The following is a 22,900-nucleotide window of genomic DNA, read 5'->3' as shown; positions in this document are numbered from 1 at the left end:
AGATTGGCAACAATCGTTGGCATATGGGTGCGGCGGACGTTAGCTCAAGCCATTGGCCACTATTGCCGCGTGAGCATCAGGTTCAGGTTCTGAACCGCAGCGCCGGATGCGCCTTTGCCAAGATTATCGAAAACTGCGGACAACAGGACGTGCCCGTGTTCCATGTTAGGAAATACGTTTAAGCGCATGTCGTTCGTACCGTTCAGCACCTGCGGATCCAGGTGCTTCAAGCCGCACGATTCGTGCAGCGGCACGACACCTACGTGGGCCGCCTCGGCATAGTGGCGTGCGAGGCACGCGTGTAACGTGGCGCCGTCCACGTCGCGTGTCAGCAGCCGCAACTCCAGGGGCACCGTCAGCACGATGCCCTGGCGGAACGAACCATACGCGGGGACGAAGATGGGACGCTGCGCGAGCCCGGCGTGCTGCTGGATCTCTGGGGCGTGCTTGTGCGCGAGCTCCAGACCATATACCTGGAATGAAGGAGCGGTGGCGGCTCCCTGCCCTTCATGTTCCTCCACGCCGGCACGCCCGCGTCCGGAGTAGCCCGACACCGCATGAATGCTGACCGGGTAGTTGCCTGGTATGAGCCCAGCCTGCAACAGGGGACGCAGCAAGCCAATGGCACCGGTCGGATAGCAACCGGGATTGGTCACCCGACGTGCGCTCGCAATGCGCTCAGCCTGTCCCGGCGTCATTTCCGGAAAGCCGTATGTCCAGTCCGGCTGCGTGCGGTGGGCGGAGCTTGCATCGATGACCCTGACGGCAGGATTGACGATGGCGCCCACTGCCTCGCGCGCGGCGGCATCCGGCAAACAGAGGATGGCAATGTCGCAGGCGTTGATGGCCTCTGAGCGACGCCGCGGATCTTTGCGTTCCGCAGCGGCAAGCGTGAGCAGTCTGAGGTCGGTCCGGTCGCGCAGCCGTTCGTGGATTTGCAACCCGGTGGTGCCTTGGTCGCCATCGATGAAAACAACGGGGGAGGTCATAAGTGGAATACTCCGCTAATTCTGGGTTGCAAACAGGTAAAACGAGCCTCTATATTCCGTGGACCGATAGAATAGAGAAAGTTGAATTTAATAACGTGGACATTCAGTTTTTCTGAATCGGGACGCCGACATGCGAGAGATCAGCCTGGACCGCTTGCGCACTCTGGTCGCCATTGCCGACCGTGGCTCATTTGCCGATGCGGCGCGTGCATTGCACCTGGCGCCGCCAACGGTCAGCCTCCACATCGCTGAACTCGAAGACCGGATTGGGGCTCCACTCCTGTCACGCAAGCGAGGACATGTCAGGCCGTCGGCGATAGGAGAGGTGCTGGTGGAGCGCGCGCGTCGACTGCTGGGCGATGCGGAGCAGGCGTTAGACGATATTCAACGCCAGGTGCAGGGGCTCGAAGGACGCGCGCGGCTGGGCGCGTCGACTGGCGCGATCGCACACCTGTTGCCGCAAGCGCTTGAGGTGCTGCGCCAGCACCATCCCGCTATCGACATTCAGGTTGCAGTACTCACGTCTCATGAAACGCTGTCCCGACTGGCGGATGGAACGCTGGATGTTGGGTTGGTTGCACTGCCTCAGCCCCCTGTGGCGGGACTCGTGATAAAGCCTTGGCGCCGCGACCCCGTGATGGCTTTTGTGCCGGCGCATTGGCGGTGCCCCGCCCGCGTCACGCCTGCATGGCTCGCCGCCCAACCTCTCATTCTCAATGACGCGACCACGCGTCTTTCCCGTCTGACTACGGAGTGGTTCGCGACCGAGGGGCATCATCCCGCTCCGCGGATTCAGCTCAACTACAACGACGCGATCAAGAGTCTGGTCGCGGCAGGTTACGGTGCAGCGCTGTTGCCGCATGAGGCCACCACGCCGTTGCCCGACAAGCGCATTGTCATGCGTCCGCTACGCCCGGCGTTGTGGCGTCGGCTCGGCATTGCGCATCGTGCGGGGTACGTTGAGCGTTCTACGCAACACGTACTTGATGTGTTGTGGGATCTGCGATTGGTGTAGGAGTCGCTATTTGCCGTTTCGGTTCGATGTCGCTGGAACAGTAGCCTTATCGCACACCACGGCGAACGAATGGCCGGTTTGTGGGAATTTGGCTGAGCGAATTGGTCGACCTGAGCCCGTTGCCGTCGGACTGGGTTCGGCCACGAGCGGCCGTTCAACCTCGCGTTCACGCGGACATTCGAATGTCCGCTGCGCTCAGTAAGCGGATGTTCCCTATACGTTCTAATTGTCATCCCGATGATAGCCTTGCATCAGATACTCGATGGCATTCGGCAGCGTCTGCTTGATGGTGGCAAAGTCCACATGCCCCGCGTTGCGAGAGAAGATGAACTGATACTCGTACCCTTTCCCGGCCAGCGCTCTGGCCATGTTCTCGCAAGCCAGTACGTAGTCGTGCATCCCGTCCGCCATCGGGTTGGGATACCAGCCGTCGAAATCACCCACTTCGTACCACACGCGGATCGGCTTCCTCGGGCTGTTGGGAACGAGGGGCAGGCCAGTGGACTGGTTCGCCGCAGCCGGAGCAGGAAGGTTGAAACCTTCCGTTTGCAGTAGCTGCGTCGGGGGCGGCCCTGCGTATTGACTGTGATATTGCCAGGCCCCGCCTGGCAGGTTGGGGTTATGCGGCCACTGCTGGTTGGTAAATGTTGGGGAATAAGACAGGACTTTGCCGAAGAGTTCAGGGTGGAACCACGCCATGGTGAAGGCTGCCTCGCCACTCGCGCTGTACCCCATCGCGATGCGGCCCGCGGGATCGCGCGTGAGACGGATGCCGGCTGCTTTCTCGGCCATCGGCAATACTTCTGTTTCGATAAATTCCGCGTACTGCCCGTTCATCGAATCGTATTCGAACCCGCGCTGACTTCCTTGTGCGTCCTGACCACCGTTCTCGACGGTGATGGCCACCATCGGTGGGATTCGCCGTTCACGAATCAGATTGTCGAGGGCCGGGAACAGGATGGGTTCAATGGCTTGCGTTGGAAGACCGCTTGGGATTGACGATGGCACACCGTCCCCTGAAACGATGAATGGCAGAGGGTCCTGCCCGCGCGCCTGCCGCGGAACGTAGACCTGAACCACGCGAGTCCATATGGCCGCCTCGCCGCAATAGTTTGCGCCGGCCGTGAAGCAGTTGGGAACGAGCATGGTCGAGAAGTCGCCCGGCACGGTCCGTCCATACTGATTGATGTAATCGAAACTGGGCTCCACACGTACCAGACCGGCCGGATAGATCTTGCTGTTGTATGACCACATCCTGAAGCTGTACACCGTCCCCGTCTGGGTACCTGTCACCTCGGTCGCGACCGGGTGACTCGGGCCGATGATGAAATTCCCGTTGACCGGAACCGGCGGCAGATGACCATCTGCGATCGAGGTTGCCTTGGGATAGTTCGGGTTTGAGGGATCGCGGGTGGGTGGACTGGTGCTGAAGTTCAGGCCGGTCGGGTCGATGTAAAAGGGTGCACCCGGACTGGTCGTGTTCGCACCGGCCGGCAGCAAACCGGACGGCACGCTCTGCGCGAGGGCGTATGGGGGCACTGTCCCGAGAAACAGTACCGCTGCCGCACTCGCGACCTTTCGCACAAGCGATTGATCAACGCTCATTGAATCCTCCTGGGATGTTCGTCCCGGATTTGCTCCGGTGATTTGCAACGCCAACTGCTCGAAATGCACTCAAGCGAATTCACACTCGCACGACGATCAGAAGCGGTGAACGATGCCCACTGCACCCGCTACCTGGCTGCGCGACGAGGACGGTGCGCTGTTCTGGCCGTCGCCGATATCGGCGGTTGCGTTGATGACGTTGCCCGCGCCGTTCGTGCCAAGGGTCTGGCCACCCGCGCGCTGGTAGGCCTCGACGCAGTACAGACCCGTGCGTTTCGAAAGGCTGTAGTACTGCGAGGCAGTGAACTGCTGATACGAGGCCGCGCTGGCGATGCCGTTCGCTCGGGTCGCTCGCGTGTAGCTATAGCCCGCTGCGAGATCGAGCGCGACAAGCGGCTTGTAGTGCAGCACGATGCCGCCCGTGTTCCAGATCTGCGTGTCGAAGAACTTCGAACCTTCGCCTGCGATGTACTGCACGTTCGAGTAGGACGCGGAAATGTCCCACTGCGAATTGAACGTGTAGCCGCCGGTCACCGCGAAGCGCTGTTGTGCCTGCGCGGTCTGAAAGCCATTCGTGACAGCTGAAACGCCAGGCTCGCCGTTGCTGTTGGCCGTGGAATTCGCGCCCCACGTTCCACCGCCGCTCGTCGAGTTGCTCAGGCGCTCGAAGCCGACCGCGAGACCGACAGGTCCGTGCAGGTAGTTCGCCGCGACGCTCCACGACTGGCCCGCGCCGGTACTGCCTGCTACGCCACCCAACGCATACATGCCACTGAAGGTGAAGCCTGCGAAGTTCGGCGACGTATAGACGAGGGAGTTGTTGATGCGATAGATCGTGTCCATCGAATCGAGATCGCCCGGGTGTGCGCCGTATGCGCCGGTCAACCAGGTGGTGGGGCTATAGGCTGCAAGCAGCGTGTAGTACGGCGCGTACTGCCGGCCCATCGTCAGCGTGCCGTACTGCTGGTTTGCAAGGCCCGCGAGCGACATGCGGTTGAACATCAAGCCCGAGGTCGATTGGGCACCTGTCGCCGGGTTGTAGCCTTCTTCGAGCTGGAAGATCGCGCGCGTGCCGCCACCCAGGTCTTCGCTACCCTTGAGTCCGAAACGCGAGCCAGCCCATATGCCCTGCGCCATCTTGACTACCGAGCGGCCACCGGCGTTGCTGCCGAGCGAGGCCGAGCTGCTTTGGTAGCCGATGCCGGCGTCGACGATGCCGTACAACGTGACGCTGCTTTGCGCGTGCGCGCTCAGTGCCGCAACTCCAAGCGTAGATACGAGGATAGTTTTTTTCATCTCCATTCCTGTCTTTGGTTGTTTTAGTCTGGTACTCGTTCAAGCACACACTGCTTCGATTTCTCCTGTTCGGCGGAGTCGCCAACACTCAAACCGCACCGGCCTGGACACCGCGTCGTGCGCAACCGCTGCCTCGAACAGGCAACGGTTCGACCTTGCCGACGACGAACAGATACGACAGCGCACCAACCAGGCACAGCACACCCGCGGCGACGAGCGGCACGACGAACGAGCCCTTCGTGATCGACAGCATCACGCCCGTGAAGGTCGTAATGAAGATGCCGGCGAGATTGCCCGCGAAATTCTGGATCCCGCCGATCGACGCAACGTGTGCGGGCGTCGGTGCGACTTCGCCGACGAGCGTCCATACGTTCGCACCGGCGAACGACAGGCTGGCATAGGCGAGCGCGAATAGCGCGAGGCACGCCCACACGCTGTCGACGAATGCGGACAGCGCAATCGTCGACGACAGCAGCATTCCGAGTACGAGACATGTTTTGCGCGCGGCGGTCGCACTCCAGCCGCGCCTGAACAGACTGTCCGACACATAACCGCCTAACCAGCCACCGGGGATCGCGAGCAGTGCGGGTAGCATTCCCCATGTACCGAGAGATGCAAGCGAGAAACCGCGCGCCTGCAGCAGGTAACTCGGAAACCACGTGATAAAGAAGTAGATCGCGAAGTTCAGGCAGAACAGGCCGATCATCATTCCCCAGATGGTTCGGTAGCGAAACAGGTCGGGCCACGTGATCTTCGGGCTGCCGGGCACTGCTGCCACGGCGGGCGCGCCGCGTTGTGCAAGCAGTGCGTCGACGGCATCGGGGGCAATGGCGCGATAGCGCTCGGGATCGCGATAGACGAACCACCACGCGAGCGCCCACACGATGCCGATGCAACCGGTGATCGCGAACGATCCGCGCCAGCCGACAATCGCGATCAACCACGCGACGAGCGGCAGCGACAGCGCGGAGCCGACGCGCGAGCCGCTATCGAAGATGCTGCTCGCAATGCCACGCTCGCTGCGCGGGAACCAGTTGAACGCAACCTTCGCGAACGACGGGATCGCAGCCGCTTCGCCGACACCGAGCATCAGCCGCACACCGACGAGCTGCGCGAGACCGCGTGCGGCGCCTGTCGCGACCGTGAATACCGACCACCAACCAACCGCGAGGGCAAGGCTTACGCGCACGCCGACCTTGTCGATGAACCAACCCGCGGGCAATTGCAGGAATGCATAGGTCCAGAAGAACGCGCTCAGCACGAACCCCATGCCGACCGCGTCGAGACCGAGGTCGGCACGTATGCTCGGCGCGGCGATCGCGAGGTTGGCGCGATCGATGAAGTTGATGACGTTGGCGAGGAAGCACATGAGGATCATGGCCCATCGAATGCGTGGCATGTGAAGTCTCCGTGCGGAATATCGTGTCGGGCAACCGGCGATCCGCTGCGCCGGTCGCTTCCGTAGTCGGCTTACTGCGACGTTTGCTGCTGTGTGCGGCTCAGCTTGTCCGTCGCTTCCCAGAGTCCGTTCAGGTACACCGCACCGAGCGCGCGGTCGTAGAGACCGTAACCGGGCTTACCCGTCTCACCCCAGATCATCCGGCCGTGGTCGGGGCGTACGTAGCCCGTGAAGCCGGTGTCGTGATACGCCTTGACGATCGCGGCGATGTCGAGCGACCCACAGCTCGACAGGTGCGCGGTCTCCTCGAAGTCGCCGTTCGTCTCCACCTTCACGTTGCGGATGTGCGCAAAATGGATGCGGCCCATCGCGCCGAATTCGCGCACGAGCGCCTCGACGTCGTTCTGCGGACCTGCGCCGAGCGAGCCCGAGCAGAGCGTCAGCCCGTTCGCGGGCGTATCGACGATGCGCACAATGCGCGCAAGATCCTCGCGGTTCTTCACGATGCGCGGCAGCCCGAAGATCGGGCGTGGTGGATCGTCGGGATGGATGGCCATCTTTACGCCGGCTTCCTCAGCGACGGGAATGATTGCCTTCAGGAAGTATTCGAGGTTCTCCCACAGCGCGGCTTCGTCGACTTCGCGATATTCGGCGAGCAGAGCCTGCAGCTCGTCGGGCCGGTAGCTCGAATCCCAGCCGGGCAGTGCAATCCCGTCGTCTGGATCGATTCCGTCGACTGCTTCGGTACTGAACGCAAGACAGGTCGAACCGTCGTCGAGCGTCTTCGACAGCTCGGTGCGAGTCCAGTCGAACACGGGCATGAAGTTGTAGCAGACAACCTTGATGCCGGCCGCACCGAGATGGCGGATCGTCTGCTGGTAATTGGCGATCAGCCAGTCGCGGTTCGGCTTGCCGAGCTTGATGTCCTCGTGGACGGGTACTGATTCGACGACCTCGAAGCGCAGGCCGGCTTGCTCGATCGTCGACTTCAGCGCGTCGATCCTGTGCGCGGGCCAGACCTCGCCCACCGGTTCGTCGTAGATCGCGGACACGATGTGCGTGACGCCCGGGATCTGGCGGATGTATTGCAGCGAGACCGGATCGGACTCGCCGTACCAACGGAAAGACATCTTCACTGGAACGGCTCCTGACTGGTGTGGCATACGGTGGACGAGCGCGCGGTGCTGTCGTTGATGGGTGCATTGTGATTGGTATACCACTTTCGCCAAATAGTGGTTTACCAGTTATTTGATCATGCTAAAGCCATAGCAGCCAGCCAAAATCGACCGATTGCAATGCTCAAGCTGACGGCGGAGCGGGAGGCCACAGAAATTGGTGTACCATTTTCGCGACCCGGCGCCGCGGCGGTGCCGACCAGACCGTTGCGAGCCTTCGATGACCGACCTGTCTAACCTCTCCGACCCCCGCGACGCGGAAGCCGCGGACCGCTCCTACATCGGCCTTGCGCGGCAGATCCACGCGATGGTGGCCGCCGGCGCGTTCGAGACAGGTGCGCGATTGCCCTCGGAACGCAGCTTTGCCGACCAGTTCGGCGTGAGCCGCACGCAGGTGCGCGAGGCGATCATCGCGCTCGAGGTACAGGGGATCGTCGAGGTACGCGTTGGTTCAGGGATCTACGTATCGGCGACCGATGCCGCGCGCCCCGTCACGTTTGAAGTGCCGAACGGGCCAGGGCCGATCGAGACGCTGCGTGCGCGCGGGCTGATCGAGGCAGAAGTAGCGGCGCTCGCGGCGACCGAGCGCAAGGATGCCGATCTCGACCGGATGTTCGTCGCGCTGACGACGATGCGCGAGCGGATGGACGACAAGGATGCGTACGACGCGGCCGACCGCCAGTTTCATATGAGAATCGCCGAATCGACCGGCAACACGGTATTGCTGCACATGGTCACTGCGATGTGGGACTGCGCGCGCAGCGATCCTCTGTGGGATAAGATCGAAGAGCACTTTCATTCGCCGGCGTTGCGCGAGGCGTCACAGGAGGATCACCAGCGCATCTTCGCGGCGATCATGGCAGGCGATGCGGCCGGCGCGCGCGATGCGATGCGCGCACATCTGTCGCGCGTGATTGTGGAATTTACGCAAGCGTGGCGCTGACAATCGTTCGTGCAGATTGCAGGCCGAGGATTCCGCGCAAATTGCTGTAGATATTCGCCGGCCCGGTCGGTCGCATCGCCTCCCGCCCCGGTCCTGATAGGTCGCAGGCACTGGCCGGCGAAGCTGACGTCCGCGAGCAGTAGCCGTGACGCGATCCTCTTGTCCGAACTGGCCGGACCTTTGCCGACCCGTGCGGCCGCGCGAGCGACCGTTGCATCTTGAAAGGAGCCATTGCGGCCACGCTATGTTGAGGGGCTGAAACGGGTCGATTTCGGGCGACCGTATCGGACCGATAGAACTTATTCGTCGCACGCTGGATTCCGACTGCCGTCCATCGACCGACGGTGGCCACGAAACGCCCGGGCGTCTTATTCCTCCATTGGCGCCCAACTCCAACCGCTAGAATTGCGGTTTTAGCCGGGAATACGCCCATGTCTTTTGCCTCGCTTGGCCTGATCGATCCCTTGGTGCGTAATGCGCGGGACCTTAATTACCAGACGCCTACGCCGGTACAGGCCATGGCGATTCCTGCTGTGCTCAGTGGTAAGGACGTTATGGCTGCGGCACAAACCGGAACTGGCAAAACGGCGGGTTTTGCGCTGCCGCTGTTGCAACGGCTAGTGCAACACGGCCCGACGGTGTCCAGCAACCGCGCGCGTGTTCTGGTGCTGGTACCCACTCGTGAACTGGCGGAACAGGTGCTGCAAAGCTTCATCGATTACGGTAAAGGCCTCGATTTACGATTTTTGGCCGCCTACGGCGGAGTGAGTATCAACCCGCAGATGATGAAGTTGCGCAAAGGCGTGGATGTGCTCGTTGCCACGCCGGGCCGTTTGCTAGATCTCAATCGCCAGAATGCAGTGCAGTTTGATCAAGTACAAACGCTGGTGCTGGATGAAGCCGACCGCATGCTGGATCTCGGCTTTGCGCGCGAACTCAACGCCGTCTTTGATGCCTTGCCCGCTCAGCGCCAGACCCTGCTGTTCTCAGCCACGTTTACCGATGATATCCGCGCCATGGCGGCGAGCATTTTGCGCGGCCCAGTCAATATCAGCGTCAGCCCGCCCAATGCCACGGTCAGCAAGATCAAGCAGTGGGTGGTGCCGGTGGATAAAAAGAACAAGCCTGACCTCTTCATGCACCTTGTGGCTGAGAACAACTGGGGGCACGCGCTGGTGTTCGTCAAAACCCGCAAGGGCGTGGATTACCTGGCGGCCATGCTGGATGAAGCGGGCTATGCGGTGGACACCATCCATGGCGACAAACCGCAACCCGCGCGCCTGCGTGCGCTGGAGCGCTTCAAGACGGGCGAAGTACATATGCTTGTAGCCACCGATGTGGCTGCGCGTGGGTTGGATATCGACGACCTGCCGCTGGTGATCAACGTTGATCTGCCGATCGTGGCGCAAGACTATGTGCACCGTATTGGCCGTACCGGCCGCGCGGGCGCCAGCGGTGTGGCGGTGTCGCTTGTGTGTGCCGATGAGGCGCCACAACTGGCCGCGATTGAAGCGCTGATCCGGCAAACGCTGCCCCGTGAAGAAGAGCCGGGTTTTGAAGCCGAACACCGCGTGCCGCAAACCAGCGCGACGGGCCAGATCATCAAGAAACCCAAAAAGCCCAAGAAGCCCAAAGTGCCGCTAGCGGCGCCCGATACCATGCAGGTGCCCAGCAAAAAGCCACGCCCGCAAAGTGGCGAAAACAAACGCAGGCCTGCGGCGCAACGCGCTGTGGCCGCGGGCAAAGGCACAAGCTTGTCCAGCGGTAGCCCATTCAGCGTGCAAAAGCCACGCAGCAAATCCGCCAGCAAGCCAACTGCGGGTTCACGCAAGCCGGCTGGCAAACCCGCAGGTGGCAACGGCAAACGCCAACCCTGATCCGCGGGGATGAGTACTGCCAGCCTAGAACAGGCTGGCGGTTTGCTGCCCGCTGGCAGGCAGCGGTGCAGCTTCGGCGTGCATCAGGTCGACGGGTAAAGGCGTACTGAATCCAGAATTTATAACAACTTCGGGGCCGAACGGATGTTTAAATCGTGCGCAGCGAGCGTCCGATCGTGGTCGGCTCTGGCGAATGTGTCCGCTTCTCACACGAACGATGTCACTCGATCGCCTCATCGCGAGCTACTGCTTTGGGTTGCGTGCTGCCGATCGCCGTCCGACAGTGACCGGCCAAGTACGGTCGGTTGCACGAACTTTCACGCGGACATTCGAACGGCGGCTTCGCCCCGACAACGGGCCGTCGCGCTTCCACGACAGTTATCGCGTCGTCGACCGGAGCTGGCATCAACAAACCAAGCTTCTGAATAATTAAATCGGCCGCTACGACAAACTCGAAAGCGCAGCTCCAAACCAGAGGGAACCGTCAACGCGCAAGCCTCTACTCGGATTCGTCCTGAAGGGCCGACTCTGGTATATACGCCTTGCGCAAGGGAATCATGCCTTTGTATTTTGAGTCAAGTGCTTCGTAATGCTCCAAGACCAGTTCCACCAATGCATCGCCGTCAACCAAGCGCAGGTTGCTCTTCGTGCGAGCGAACTGCACCGCCTGGTTGGTGAATGTGCCTAGCGTAACGAACAATCCGAACTCCGACGGGGAGACCTTCCCATAGAGCTGCGAGATCAGCGGATCGCCGACACTCCCCTCCGTACTCTTGCATTGCACTTTGATAATCGGTGGTTCGAAGCCCAACTCATCCTTGTGCGCCAAGACGTCGACGCCACCGTCCGGGCCTTCCGGTGATACCCGAACGCGATATCCCATAGTAGTGAGAAGATTGCCAACAAAGTGCGCGAATGGATGTCCCTTCGTTTCTTGGGCCAGGATTTTCAGAATGAAATCCCTAGTTGTCTCCTCGATATCTTGACTGACCTCCGCGAGGGTCTCATCTTTTGCTGCCGGCGTGACGGGCAGCGGCTGGGCGCTGTGAATCGCGGCCCAGAACTCGTCGGCGTAGTTCCTTACGGCGAACAACGACAACGCCGAGCCGATTTCGTACAGTGCGCCCTGTGAAAACGCCGTACGCGGCAAATGGCGTAGCCATTCGACCTTCCGTCGTTGAGGATAGTGCGATTCGCCTAAAGTCGAATACTGATAGTCGCCCGTCACGCGTCCCAGATGCACATGCTTCGGGTGCTTGGATGGATACACTACATAATCGCCGATTCGCATTTCGTAAACGAACCGGAACAATTGCCCTGCCGACGTCGGAACAGTTCCCGGCTTGGCCTTCGCCGCTTCCAGATAGGTCGCCGCGTAGTGTTCCTTGAAGTCTTCACGTGTCGGACCCAGCGCCTTCAGATCTCCCATTTGATGCCAACCGAGCGCGATGACGCCCTGGCTCAGGAAAAGGGAGTCGGCATCGCCGGTTCTGCCGGCGTGAATACCCCATAACGTCGCATCTTTGGTCATGAATTTGGTCCGTTTGTCGTGCTGTTTTAGCTTCTTGAGCCGGCATCGCTTGTATTGCTCGCCTACCGCGTAAATCGTGCTTTCTGCGCTGCTATTCCGTGCAGACCCGAGCAAATGGAACCGCCGCACTCCTAGTGGCACAGGCGAAAGGATAGCCTAGAAGAAGAGGCGAGAGCATGGTCGAGGACCGGACATTACGGATGGCGGCCTGCAAAGTCGCTTTGACGGGTGCCAATCGACCGCTACTGGCAGCTGGTTGCTCGATGCATAATGGATCCGCTTGGAAAACCCACCCGTTTGAACTGACGAACTCATGACATCGAAGCCAACTACCGGATCTGTATCCGTTACTTTATCCGGTTGACGATAGCGCCTGCTGCGCCTCCACATACCTACATAGGAATAGCCCGCAGCATGATGCCCGGGGTTCGCATTCTCGCAGAAGCAACACCACTGCCGGCGTTGCCTCTTGCTCTGGTAAGCGCGCATGTCCTCGAGTGCAACGGACTCATCCATCACCGGAGTGCGATCGTAGCGGCGTCTGCCTGGAGCGCGCGCTCGAAAAGCGGTTTGCCGGGACCGGCTAGCCATTCGTCGAAGCTCAATAGATGTCCAAATTCGGTCTTCAGGGCAGAGATGTCCGCATGCCCAGCCAGTCGGCCATCGTCAACCAGGGATGCAAGTCGATCAAGGAAGGTGTTTTCCTTCAAAAGGCTATCGGGGAAGCGATGATAGGTGATTGGCCTACCCGCCGCGTTACTCAAACTGTCCTGTAGTGTTATGCCAGTCACCTCGTCTCCCGCAATTTCAATGGTCCGGCCGACGAATTTGTCTGGATTAGAAAAGATGATCGCGACGATTTTCCCGATGTCTTGAACCGCAATCAACTGTCCGGTCTGTTCCGGTCGCAGAAACGACATGAAAGCGCCCTTATCGAGTCCCATGCCCGGAAGCATGAGTAGTTCCATGAACCCGGCGGGCCGAATGATTGTGCTTTGTAGACCCGTGCCACGAATATAGATTTCGATCTCAGACTTGCTGTCGAAGTGTCCCATCCCGGTTTTTCTTGGGCCAGCAGCATTGACTGATGTGTAGACGAGATGGTGAACGCCGGTCTCAATGGCGATATCCGCAATGCTTTTACCATAGCGGATCTCCTGCTCGTCGGAGATCCCGTATAACGCTCCCTGGCCCGAACTGGGCTGCACGCTGAAGACGGCATAGGCCCCGGACATTGCGTTCCTGATCGAGTCGCTGTCTGAAAAATCGCCCTGAAATAGCTCTACATCCGAATCCAGGAGGGCCTTCGCCTTGTCGCTACCGGGATCGCGAACGAGCGCCCTGACCGGCCATCCTTGCGACTTAAGCGCAGATGCGACGGCTCCGCCTTGCTGTCCAGTGGCACCGAACACAAGCACGGTTTTGGCCCCGTCTGTGTCCTTTCTGTTCAGGCTGTCTGATCCATGAATATCAACTGGCATTTTCGACCTCCAATCTGGTAGAGGTTGATCATGGTATACATTTGATACTTGAACGCAATTACGCACCTGAATGCTACTAGGTAGCCTGGAGTATCCCGGACAATGCCGACGCCATCCCAAGAGGACCTTGAGTTAAATCGCCTCGTGCTCGAAGAAATCACCACCAAATGGTCGCTGCTGGTACTAGGCTGCCTCTGCAGCGGGGCCATGCGGTTCAATGCGCTACGAAGGGCAAACGAAGGCATCACTCAGAAGGCGCTGACTCAATGTCTTCGTCGGCTCGAAGCCAATGGTTTCATCAAGCGCTCGGTCATCAGCACGGCTCCGGTTGCCGTCGTCTACGAGATATCGCCGCTCGGGCGCTCCCTGGAGCCGCACCTTCGCGCGATTCTGAAGTGGACAGAAGACCATCGGGAAGAAGTCCAGGCTGCACAGAGAGCCTTCGCTGCTCGTGGTCCTTCTTTGTGAAAACAACACGGCTATCACCGTACGACCGCAATGCCCCCCAATGCAAGGGCGGGCTCACTTTGAATGGCAGCTATCCGGTGGATTGAACGCCGCTTACGGGTCGCCTGTCCCCAATCGTAGAGAGTCGACGACCGACCAGTAACTCTAAATGGCGCTGAATACCAGAATCGTCGACAATTGCGACACCCTGTATGCCCTCGCTAAAAATATAAATCCCGACGAGAGTAAAGATGATCGATATGCTTGTAGTTCGAATTCTCTCCATTCCTCTCATTCTCCTTGTGTATGCGCTCAATGCCGTGGCGGTCGAACCAAACGGTGCCCTGCAAAACGCGGGGATCTCGCCTGCAATTGATGGACGCGTGACCGCCGCATACGATGCTCTACTGTCAGCTTCTGGTCCGCAGCAGCCGAGCGTTTTGTTGGGCCAGGAACATTGGAGAAAATTGCGGAACGAAGCATGCGTCGCTGAAGGGCATCTCGCGGCAGATGCAGATGCGTGTTTCCAGCGGGTCGACGACGAGCGACTGCGAGAACTCGACGAGCTGATGGATATAAGACGAACGGAGTTGGAAGCGCACTCGCCAGGAGTCGATTTAGAAGCATTGCTGGACAAACCCGTTGACCTTGCTGCCTACAGTCCCGCGGATATGAGCGACGTGTATTTCGATGGCTCGATGCGAGCGGGGCGACTGCCAGGGACATGCCGCGAACTTTACACGCTGACCGCCGGCGCGTGGAGCTACACGGGCGACACCATTGGAACGAGTTCGGAGGGAAACGCATTTGACGTGTGTCAGAGCATACTTTTTCTGGCGCAAGCTCGACCGCCAAAACAAAACTCTCAGATCGATTTCAGCGACGTCAAGCTCTACGCCAATGAGTTAATGTGCTTTGCCTTACGGTGCGACGACGGAGCTTCGGTCTCCAGGACACCAACGGAATCGTTCGAGGCGCTAAAGCAGCAGGGTGATCTGATAATCGAGTCAGCCAATCTGCCGATGGGGGGGCCGGATGCTTGCAAAGATACGCTTGTGATACACGCACCTTTCTTCTGCCTGGACGGGATGAATGCCCGATTCGAAGCGAGTGCATCAGCAGACTACACGGGCTCTGGGCATAGTGAGGCCGTGGTGAAAGTCATGTTCTTTCCAACGGAAGGCACGCAGCGGCTTCACTACATGTTCCTCGCCTCCTATGACATCCGTTCCCAGTCAATCCGAGTTACGCAGATCGATCCGAAAGCAAGGATTAAGCTGACGACGGCAAAATACTGACGACCTATGTTGCAATTATTGAAGCGTAGGCGTCACGTCTGCACCAGTTCGCCACTGTTGCTCGAGTTGCGAGTGACCATTTTGGGAAAGCATGACTGTGCCAAACGGGTCAACCTCGAAAGACCGTGGACCGTGCACCGCAACCGGCTGCGTTCAACCAACCCCCGTGTAGTCGCTCCATCGAGTACTCTAGCGGTTCTACGCACGATCGCTCCGCCCAATCAACGGACCTTCGTATGTGGAACCTAAAATGGAACCTAAAGGCAACCGGCATTCTCCCCTGCGAAGGCCCGCTGCTGGCGTTTGCTGACGAAGGCGTTCTTCCCCGCCACCCTCAGGAACGCGCATTGCTACTCCAGAGTGGCGCAGCTAGCGCTGACCATAGGAGATTTGGTATGAACAAGGACCATTTGAAAGGTGAAGCGGAGAAGCTCAAGGGCAAGGCGAATGAAGTTGCGGGAAAGGTCACCGGCGACAAGGCCCGGGAGTTGAAGGGAGATCTTCAGCAGGGCGCCGGCGAAATGCGAAAAAAGGTGGGTGACGCGAAGGACGCTGCGAAAGATGCCGGCGCGGATCATCGTACCAAGCATTAGTGAGTGAGCGAACGTCGAGGACGCGCTCGGATGTCGAACGCGCTTCTCGACGCAACCGGCCGTCCGCAACCGGCCGTCCGAAACCGGCCGTCCGCAACCGGCCGGCGGAAACGCTGGGCGCGAGGACGCAATGTCTCCAACTCAAGATCGCTTCGCGAAAGCGCATCGACCCGGACGAAAGTTACAGACGGGCCTGGAATGCCTGATGGGCCCCGGCGAAGCGTGCGCGCTGGCCCGCGCGGTCGATTGGAGCCGCACCTCGATCGGTCCGGTTGACGGCTGGTCGCAGGCGTTACGCTCAACCGCATCGCTGGTGCTGCACAATCACTCCCCCATGCTGTTGTGGTGGGGCGAGGAGTTCGTGCAGATCTACAACGATGCCTACCGCCCCGTACTCGGCGAGAAGCATCCTCGTGCGATGGGTCAGCGTTTCCGCGATTGCTGGAGCGAAGTCTTCCATATCCTCGGTCCGATGGCCGAACGGCCCTTTCGCGGCGGTCCGGCTTCGGTGAGCGACGATATTGCTGTGCTCATCGAGCGCAAGGTGCTTCGGGAAGAATCGCACTTCCGCCTCGCATACAGCCCTGTGCCGGACGAGACCGTTGAGACGGGTATCGGCGGCGTGCTGGCGACGGTCACCGAGATTACCGAGCAGGTTTACGCCGATCGGCAGATTCGCACGTTGCGCGATCTCGGGGCGACCAGCTCGGCAGATGTGCGGACTGCAGGCGAGGCGTGCATCAACGTCGCGGCAGTGCTCAAGGAAAACCCTTCGGACGTACCGTTCGCGCTGCTCTATCTGCTGGACGAGGGTGAAACGCGCGCTCAGAGAGTGGCGAGCGCTGGCGTGGACACGCAATCGCTCGAGCAACTGGTTCCCGCCAGCGTCGATCTCGCGGCTGCGCCAGGAACCGATCCGTGGCGCCTGCGAGAGGTAGCGCGCGAGCGGTGTATCGAAGTCGTGCCGCTTCTGCCGCAAGCCACTGACATGCTGCCACGAACCCCGTGGGGCGATGTGCCTCAGTCCGGCATTGTTCTACCGCTCGCTTCGTCTGATCAATCCCCTACGTATGGGGTGCTGATTTGCGGCCTCAGCCCACACCGTGTCCTCGACGCCGGCTATCGCACCTTTTTTGAACTCATGGCGTCGCGGGTGGCTACCGCGATCCGCGACGTGCGAGCGCTCGAGGAGCAGCGCAAGCGGGCAGAAGCTCTGGCGGCCATTGACCGCGCCAAGACGGCTTTCTTTTCCAACGTCAGCCATGAATTTCGCACCCCGTTGACTCTCATGCTCGGCCCCGTGGCCGAGATAGCCGCCGATCCCGCGATTCCGGAGCAGGCGCGTGCGCAGCTCGACCTCGCGCATCGCAACGCCCTCAGGCTGCTGCGGCTGGTCAATACCCTTCTCGATTTCTCGCGCATCGAGGCGGGGCGTGTGCAGGCCTCTTACGAGCCCACCGATCTTGCGGAACTGACGCGCGACCTCGCCAGCACATTCCGCTCCGCGATCGAACGCGGCGGCCTGGGCTACACCGTCGATTGCGAGAGCTTCCCCGAGCCGGTCTACGTTGATCCGCAGATGTGGGAGAAGATTGTCCTCAACCTCTTGTCGAACGCTTTCAAATACACCTTGCAGGGTGAGATTGCCGTGCAACTGCGTCCACACGACGGGCACGCGCTGCTCGAGGTGAGGGACACCGGCGCTGGTATCGCGAAGCACGAATTAGCCCGCATCTTCGAGCGCTTTCATCGGGTCGAGGGCGTCCCCGGCCGCACTCAGGAAGGAACCGGGATCGGGTTGGCGCTGGTCAAGGAGCTGGTCAAGCTCCACGGAGGCACAATTACCGCTGCCAGCGAGCTTGGGAGAGGCACACTCTTCCGGGTGTCCATACCGCTCGGCGCCGCTCATCTGGCCGCTGACCGGCTGAAGACCGTGCGGCCGTCCGGCTCGAGCGCCATCAACGCCCAGGCCTTCGTGCAGGAGGCGCTGCGCTGGATACCCGAGAATACTGCTGGTGCGCCGAAGAATCCGCTGGGTATCGTGCCCGATCCGGTACCGGTCGCCGCGCTCCCGGCCAACGCATGCGACTCACGGCCACGCGTGCTGGTTGCCGACGACAATGCCGACATGCGCGCTTACTTGCGAGACCTTCTCGCCGGCAGGTATGCCGTCGAAGTGGTTGAGAATGGTGTCGCGGCACTGGAAGCGGCATCCCGGCAACGGCCCGATCTGATCATTTCCGACGTCATGATGCCCTGGCTCGACGGACTTGGCTTGCTGCAAGCCATCCGGGCCGACAAGCGGCTCCTTGATGTGCCGGTCATTCTGCTTTCCGCGCGTGCGGGCGAAGAGGCGCGAGTCGACGGCCTGGGCTCCGGTGCCGACGACTATCTGGTCAAGCCGTTCTCGGCTCGCGAACTGGTCGCCCGGATCGGCGCGCTGCTGGAACTCACCGCGCTGCGCCGCAGGAGTGAAGAACGCTTTCGCGCTCTGGTCAGCGCTTCCTCCGATGCTGTCTATTCGATGAACGCTGACTGGAGCGAGATGCGCTTTCTTCAGGGCAGGGACTTCATCGCGGACACGAAAGACGCAAGTTCGACGTGGATCGAGCTCTATATCGATCCGGAGGATCAGGCCAAGGTGCTGGCGCACATTGAACAGGCCGTGCGCAACAAAGGCAGGTTCGAACTGGAGCACCGTGTGCGACGCGTCGACGGCTCGCCAGGCTGGGCGCTCTCGCGCGCGATCCCGGTACTGGACGAGCGCGGTGAGATCATCGAATGGTTTGGCATGGCGGTCGACATGACCGAGCACAAGCGGTTCGAGGCTGATTTGCGCGATACTGCGGCGTGGCTGACCGCGCAGAAGGAGGCCTTTCAGGCCGCCGTTAACAACGCGCCGCTCGCCACATCGCTCGCCATCCTCACTCATGCAGCGACTGAGCAGATGGATGGGCAGGCGCGCTGCGCCTTCTACATCGCCAACGCAGAACAGACCGAACTGCGGCACGTCACTGGCATGCCCGAGGAATATGCGCGCTGTGTAGAGCGGTTTCCTATTGGTCCCGACTCGCTTGCCTGTGGGCTGGCCGCCTACAGGCGGGAGCCTGTCATCACTCCCGATGTGACCCGTGAGCCTCGCTGGAAGGACTGGTTGTGGCTCGCGCGGCAGTACGGCTATCGTGCCTGCTGGTCTTTTCCGGTCGAGGCTCTGACCGGGAAGGTGGTCGGGACGTTCGCCATCTACCAGGAGCAACCGCGCGAGCCCACACCCCGCGATCGAGAACTGGCGATGCGCCTCGCCCAGTCGGCCGCCATTATCATCTCGCGCCACCAGGAAGCCGAGGAGCGCGCCCACGGCGCTCAGGCGCTGCGGCTCGCGGACCGCCAGAAGGACGAGTTCCTGGCGATGCTTGCCCACGAGCTGCGTAATCCGCTCGCGCCCATCGCCAATGCCAGCGAATTGCTGTCCCGAATGATGACTGATCATGCCGAAGCGCAACTCGCAAACGGCATGATCAAGCGGCAGGTTACGCAGATGACCCGGCTGGTCGACGACCTCCTCGATGTTTCGCGCATCACGCAAGGCCGTATTACCTTGCAGCGCCAACCGGTCGACCTCGCGAGGGTCGTGTCCCAGAGCGTTGAAATGGTTGAGCCGCGGCTGCACGAGAAGCGGCATACGCTTACTGTCGAGACCACCGCGAGCGACGAACCGCTTTACGTCGAAGCCGATATGGCGCGGCTGGTCCAGTGTCTCGGCAACCTCCTCACCAATGCCGTGAAGTACACCGACCCGGGGGGCGCGATCCGTGTGTGGACACGGCAGGAAGGCTCCGACGCTGTTATCGCGATTTCGGACAACGGTTCGGGCATTTCGGCCGAGTTGCTGCCACATGTGTTCGACCTCTTCGTGCAAGGCGAGCGCACACTTGATCGAGCCCAGGGCGGACTGGGAATCGGGCTGGCCGTCGTGAAGCGGCTGGTGGAGATGCACAATGGAGCGATCAGTGCCCGTAGCGAAGGCATTGGTCATGGTTCGACATTTCAGATCAGGCTACCGCGGATCGCGCGGCCGGCGGCCCCGGTAACTCGCGCCGATCACATCGACGCGCCTCCCCAACGAGTACTCGTGGTGGACGACAATACAGACGCCGCGGACTCGCTATCGATGTTGCTCGCGTTGCAAGGGCATACGGTAGAGGTCGCTTACAGTGGACAGGAGGCGATCCGCCGCGCTGAAGTTTTCCGGCCCGATGTGGCGCTGCTTGACATCGGGCTGCCTGGAATGAGCGGCCATGAGTTGGCCCGAAGCTTACGCGCCATGCCGCATCTTCACGGTATTCGCCTGGTGGCGATAACGGGCTATGGCCAGCCCGAAGACTACCAGCGCACCCATGAGGCCGGTTTCGACGATCACCTGGTCAAGCCGATCGAGCAATCGGCCCTGCAGCGGAGTCTGGCGGCAGTGCCGCGTCCTGCATCGAAGAGAGGCGAGATTCGCTAGCTCTGGCGCGAAGAGATGGAGGCCGCGGTTCTATATCACGGGCCTGCTAAAGCCTTGCCGCTGCGTCTCTATTCACCACCAGCACGAGCTTGCCGTGTGCGCGCCCAGCCATGCTGATCTTGACAGCGTCTTGCCAATCGTCCCACGTGAAGGTGCGGGCGATCGGAATGGCGAACCTCCCGTCGGCGGCCAACTGGGCATAGTCTCCAAGCACGTCGTAGCGATGCACTACGCCTTTCTCGCGCCCCGTTGTGCGGACGCCCAGGCCATCCTTGTCGAAATCGCTGAAGCTCATGACCCGGCGTGGATCACCGTCCACGATCCTGATGAGACCAGGCAGTGCGCCTTCGACCCGCGCTGTGTGCAAAGCGAAATCAGGCGCTCCATTGGCGATTTCACGAACCCGCTCCACCATCCCGTCGCCGTAAGGTGTCACGCTCGCGCCTAGCGCACGCAAGCGATCCGCGAACGTTTCGCCGGCGCTCGCGATCACGTGTGCCCCACGCAGCAGCGCAATCTGGACTGCCGCGAAACCGGTCATCGTTCCCCCGCCGTTGACCATGATGGTCTGGCCTTTCGACAGACCGAGGAGATCCAGGCTCCGGGTGGCCGTCTCGACGGCCATGGGAAGACAGGCCGCATGCTCAAGGCTCAGGCCGTTCGGAATGGGATACCAGACCTTCAGGACTGCGAATTCAGATGCCCCGGCGGTGGGATAGCCGATATAGTCCGGGACGCCAAAAACGAGGTCGCCGATGCTCACGCCAGTGACGCCTTCGCCTATCGCATCAACTACCCCCGAAACGTCGAAACCGATACCGCGCGGAAGGGGTAGGGGAATGAAGCCCTGGCACACCGCCCAATCGGCCGGATTGAGAGCACAGGCATGAACACGGATGCGCACCTGTCCAGCGCGCGGCGTGGGGACGGGAGCGTCGTCCAGATGCAATACATCGGCCGGTTCGCCATAGCGCTGAACCCGGAGTGCTTTCATTTGTGCTGGATCGGAACTCGGCATAACGATTCTCCATGCTGGTTGGCTGTTGAATCCGAAACGTGCAGTTGCCTCACAATGCTTGCGAAAGCCGGGAAACAACGATAGCGTATCGTCACATACTGACGATACGCGTAAAGTCAGCTTGTGACAATATGTTTGGTGAATAATGCCCAGAGATGCCGAAAAAGTGCGGCGTCGCCTTCAGGAGGCGGCGCTCAAGCTCTATGAGACCCGTGGTTACGAAGAGACCACCGCCGCAGATATTGCGGCCGAGGCCGGCGTTACGCAGCGCACCTTTTTCCGGCATTTCCCGGATAAACGGGAGGTGCTGTTCGGCGGCGAGGACGAGTTCATCGATGCCCTCACGCGCGCCGTGATAGGCGTTCCACAAGGTCTCGGGCCTCTGGAAGCGCTATTTCATGCTTTTCCGTCGGTAGAGCCTTTTTTCGTCAAGAACCGCGCTTTCACCGCACCGCGTCAACGCATCATTGCCAGCCACCCTGCCTTGCAGGAGCGGGCACAGACCAAGACCCGAGCCGTTATGTCTGCTCTCGCAGTGGCGTTCCGCCAGCGGGGCGTGCCCGAGCGGGCGGCCAGCCTTGCAGCGCAAGTCGGGATGGCTGCGGTGGGTCACGCTGTCGCCGCCTGGTTCGAAAGTGGCTCGACCGGTCTAGGCGCCCATGTCGAACAGGCCTTTAATGAACTGCGCGATCTCTCGACTTTTGCCCCAGAGTCAGGACCCGAAAAGGACATTCATGAGTTGCCCGCAGGCAGCGCGCGTGCATCGACCCGGGCCGTCAGCGGCGCGAAGGCAATCAAAAATTCCCTGCCCTCAGGCAAGGGTCCGGATTGAGTTGCTGATACCCCGTGCGCAATCGATCACTGCGGGTGCGAGGCGTACCTCCACTTCCGCCGGCGTCCACCGGCTCGTCGGCGCGACGACGTGAACCGCACCGACCGGTCGGCGTTCTCCGTCGAGCACGGGCGCCGCGATCGTCATATCGCCGATAAAAAGTTCCTCGCGGTTCGACGCATAGCCATTGCGCCGCCCCAGCGCGAGCCGCGTCTCGATCTCGTCGAGATCCGTCACGGTGTACTGCGTATGTGCGACGCGGTCGCTCGCCAGCAGCAGCGCGCGTGACTCGCCTTCCGGAAGCGCCGCGAGATATGCCCGTCCCGACGCCGTGCAGTACATCGGAATGCGGCTACCGATCGGCATGTGAATCGGCACGAACTTCATACACACGAACCGCGCTACGTAGACCATGTGGACACCATCCGGCTCGGTCAGATTGGTCGTCTCGCCGGTGACATTGGTCAGCTCGGACAGAAACGGGTTGGCGACGTCGATCAGCGTGTCGGCAGCCAGGTAGTTGAACCCGATCTGCATCACATGAGGCGTCAACTGGTACCGCCGGGTACGCGGATGCTTTCTCACATAGCCGAGCTTTTCCAGCGTGTAGATCATGCGCTGCGCGGAGCTTTTGGTGATGGACGTTGCCTCCGCGACTTCCTGCAGGGTCATTGACCTTCGCTGTGCGCTGAATGCGCGCAGCACCGCGATCCCTTTCTCCAGCGACTGATTGAACAGTGCGTCTGGAGTTTCCTCCTGCGCGAGGGGCGCTTCCGGCTGTGCGCTGAGCGTCTTGCGTGTCATGGAATCACCCAATTGTTTTAGCCTGACATTGATTCTAACATATCGAATATCGATACGAATATTTTGTTTGTCGATATTTTTGACTCGAAT

At 60.7% G+C, this 22,900-nt stretch carries 17 protein-coding genes; 8 read left to right on the top strand and 9 right to left on the bottom strand.

Going from position 1 to position 22,900, the window contains the following annotated elements:
- Nucleotides 1-59: 59 nt before the first annotated feature.
- Entirely contained in the window at nt 60-989 is a 930-nt protein-coding gene (argC, locus tag FFS45_RS16315; RefSeq protein ID WP_137955674.1) for an N-acetyl-gamma-glutamyl-phosphate reductase, read from the bottom strand.
- Nucleotides 990-1,119: 130 nt separating this feature from the next.
- On the opposite strand from argC, the gene FFS45_RS16310 reads away from it, so the two are divergent.
- A complete protein-coding gene (locus FFS45_RS16310; RefSeq protein WP_137955673.1) occupies nt 1,120-2,004 on the top strand; it encodes a LysR family transcriptional regulator in 885 nt (294 codons plus the stop codon).
- A gap of 222 nt (nt 2,005-2,226) precedes the next feature.
- On the opposite strand, the gene FFS45_RS16305 is transcribed toward FFS45_RS16310, so the two are convergent.
- The 4 genes from FFS45_RS16305 to uxuA form a co-directional block, all read right to left on the bottom strand.
- On the bottom strand, nt 2,227-3,609 hold the full coding sequence (locus tag FFS45_RS16305; RefSeq protein WP_212745737.1) for an alpha/beta hydrolase-fold protein: 1,383 nt from the start codon (nt 3,607-3,609) through the stop codon (nt 2,227-2,229).
- A gap of 96 nt (nt 3,610-3,705) precedes the next feature.
- Complete coding sequence (locus FFS45_RS16300; RefSeq protein ID WP_137955672.1) at nt 3,706-4,905, bottom strand: porin; 1,200 nt, start codon at nt 4,903-4,905, stop codon at nt 3,706-3,708.
- An 88-nt stretch (nt 4,906-4,993) separates the two neighbouring features.
- Nucleotides 4,994-6,304 carry an MFS transporter gene (locus FFS45_RS16295; RefSeq protein ID WP_137955671.1) on the bottom strand — a complete coding sequence of 437 codons (1,311 nt, stop codon included), beginning with the start codon at nt 6,302-6,304 and terminating at the stop codon, nt 4,994-4,996.
- 71 nt (nt 6,305-6,375) lie between these two features.
- Nucleotides 6,376-7,440, bottom strand: a complete 1,065-nt coding sequence (gene uxuA / locus FFS45_RS16290; RefSeq protein ID WP_171029663.1) for a mannonate dehydratase — start codon at nt 7,438-7,440, stop codon at nt 6,376-6,378.
- 259 nt (nt 7,441-7,699) lie between these two features.
- Between uxuA and FFS45_RS16285 the strand changes: the two genes are divergently transcribed.
- The gene (locus tag FFS45_RS16285; protein ID WP_137955670.1) at nt 7,700-8,422 is read left to right on the top strand and encodes an FCD domain-containing protein; all 723 of its coding nucleotides are present in this window, start codon (nt 7,700-7,702) and stop codon (nt 8,420-8,422) included.
- Nucleotides 8,423-8,853: 431 nt separating this feature from the next.
- Complete coding sequence (locus FFS45_RS16280) at nt 8,854-10,299, top strand: DEAD/DEAH box helicase (protein WP_137955669.1); 1,446 nt, start codon at nt 8,854-8,856, stop codon at nt 10,297-10,299.
- Between the two features lie 499 nt (nt 10,300-10,798).
- On the opposite strand, the gene FFS45_RS16275 is transcribed toward FFS45_RS16280, so the two are convergent.
- Together FFS45_RS16275 and FFS45_RS16270 are read right to left on the bottom strand one after the other, a co-directional pair.
- Entirely contained in the window at nt 10,799-11,830 is a 1,032-nt protein-coding gene (locus FFS45_RS16275) for a restriction endonuclease (protein ID WP_137955668.1), read from the bottom strand.
- A gap of 515 nt (nt 11,831-12,345) precedes the next feature.
- Nucleotides 12,346-13,311, bottom strand: coding sequence for an NmrA/HSCARG family protein (locus tag FFS45_RS16270; protein WP_137955667.1), 966 nt, complete (start codon nt 13,309-13,311; stop codon nt 12,346-12,348).
- Between the two features lie 102 nt (nt 13,312-13,413).
- Here FFS45_RS16270 and FFS45_RS16265 point away from each other — a divergent pair, with 102 nt between their 5' ends.
- From FFS45_RS16265 to FFS45_RS16250, 4 genes are all read left to right on the top strand, one after another.
- Entirely contained in the window at nt 13,414-13,779 is a 366-nt protein-coding gene (locus FFS45_RS16265) for a helix-turn-helix domain-containing protein (RefSeq protein ID WP_137955666.1), read from the top strand.
- Between the two features lie 230 nt (nt 13,780-14,009).
- Nucleotides 14,010-15,056 (top strand): hypothetical protein, encoded by a 1,047-nt coding sequence (locus FFS45_RS16260; protein WP_137955665.1) that lies wholly within the window; start codon nt 14,010-14,012, stop codon nt 15,054-15,056.
- Between the two features lie 395 nt (nt 15,057-15,451).
- Complete coding sequence (locus FFS45_RS16255) at nt 15,452-15,649, top strand: CsbD family protein (RefSeq protein WP_137955664.1); 198 nt, start codon at nt 15,452-15,454, stop codon at nt 15,647-15,649.
- Between the two features lie 130 nt (nt 15,650-15,779).
- On the top strand, nt 15,780-20,156 hold the full coding sequence (locus FFS45_RS16250; protein ID WP_137955663.1) for an ATP-binding protein: 4,377 nt from the start codon (nt 15,780-15,782) through the stop codon (nt 20,154-20,156).
- 46 nt (nt 20,157-20,202) lie between these two features.
- On the opposite strand, the gene FFS45_RS16245 is transcribed toward FFS45_RS16250, so the two are convergent.
- Nucleotides 20,203-21,174: an NADP-dependent oxidoreductase gene (locus FFS45_RS16245; RefSeq protein ID WP_249362807.1), complete on the bottom strand. Its 972-nt coding sequence runs from the start codon at nt 21,172-21,174 to the stop codon at nt 20,203-20,205.
- A gap of 145 nt (nt 21,175-21,319) precedes the next feature.
- On the opposite strand from FFS45_RS16245, the gene FFS45_RS16240 reads away from it, so the two are divergent.
- On the top strand, nt 21,320-22,006 hold the full coding sequence (locus FFS45_RS16240; RefSeq protein ID WP_171029662.1) for a TetR/AcrR family transcriptional regulator: 687 nt from the start codon (nt 21,320-21,322) through the stop codon (nt 22,004-22,006).
- Here the strand turns inward: FFS45_RS16240 and FFS45_RS16235 are convergent.
- On the bottom strand, nt 21,986-22,810 hold the full coding sequence (locus tag FFS45_RS16235; RefSeq protein WP_137955731.1) for an IclR family transcriptional regulator: 825 nt from the start codon (nt 22,808-22,810) through the stop codon (nt 21,986-21,988). The genes FFS45_RS16240 and FFS45_RS16235 overlap by 21 nt on opposite strands.
- Nucleotides 22,811-22,900: the final 90 nt, after the last annotated feature.

This window comes from Burkholderia sp. 4M9327F10 (genome assembly GCF_005503145.1).
GTDB lineage: Bacteria > Pseudomonadota > Gammaproteobacteria > Burkholderiales > Burkholderiaceae > Paraburkholderia.
This window is presented reverse-complemented; position numbering and strand designations above follow the sequence as displayed.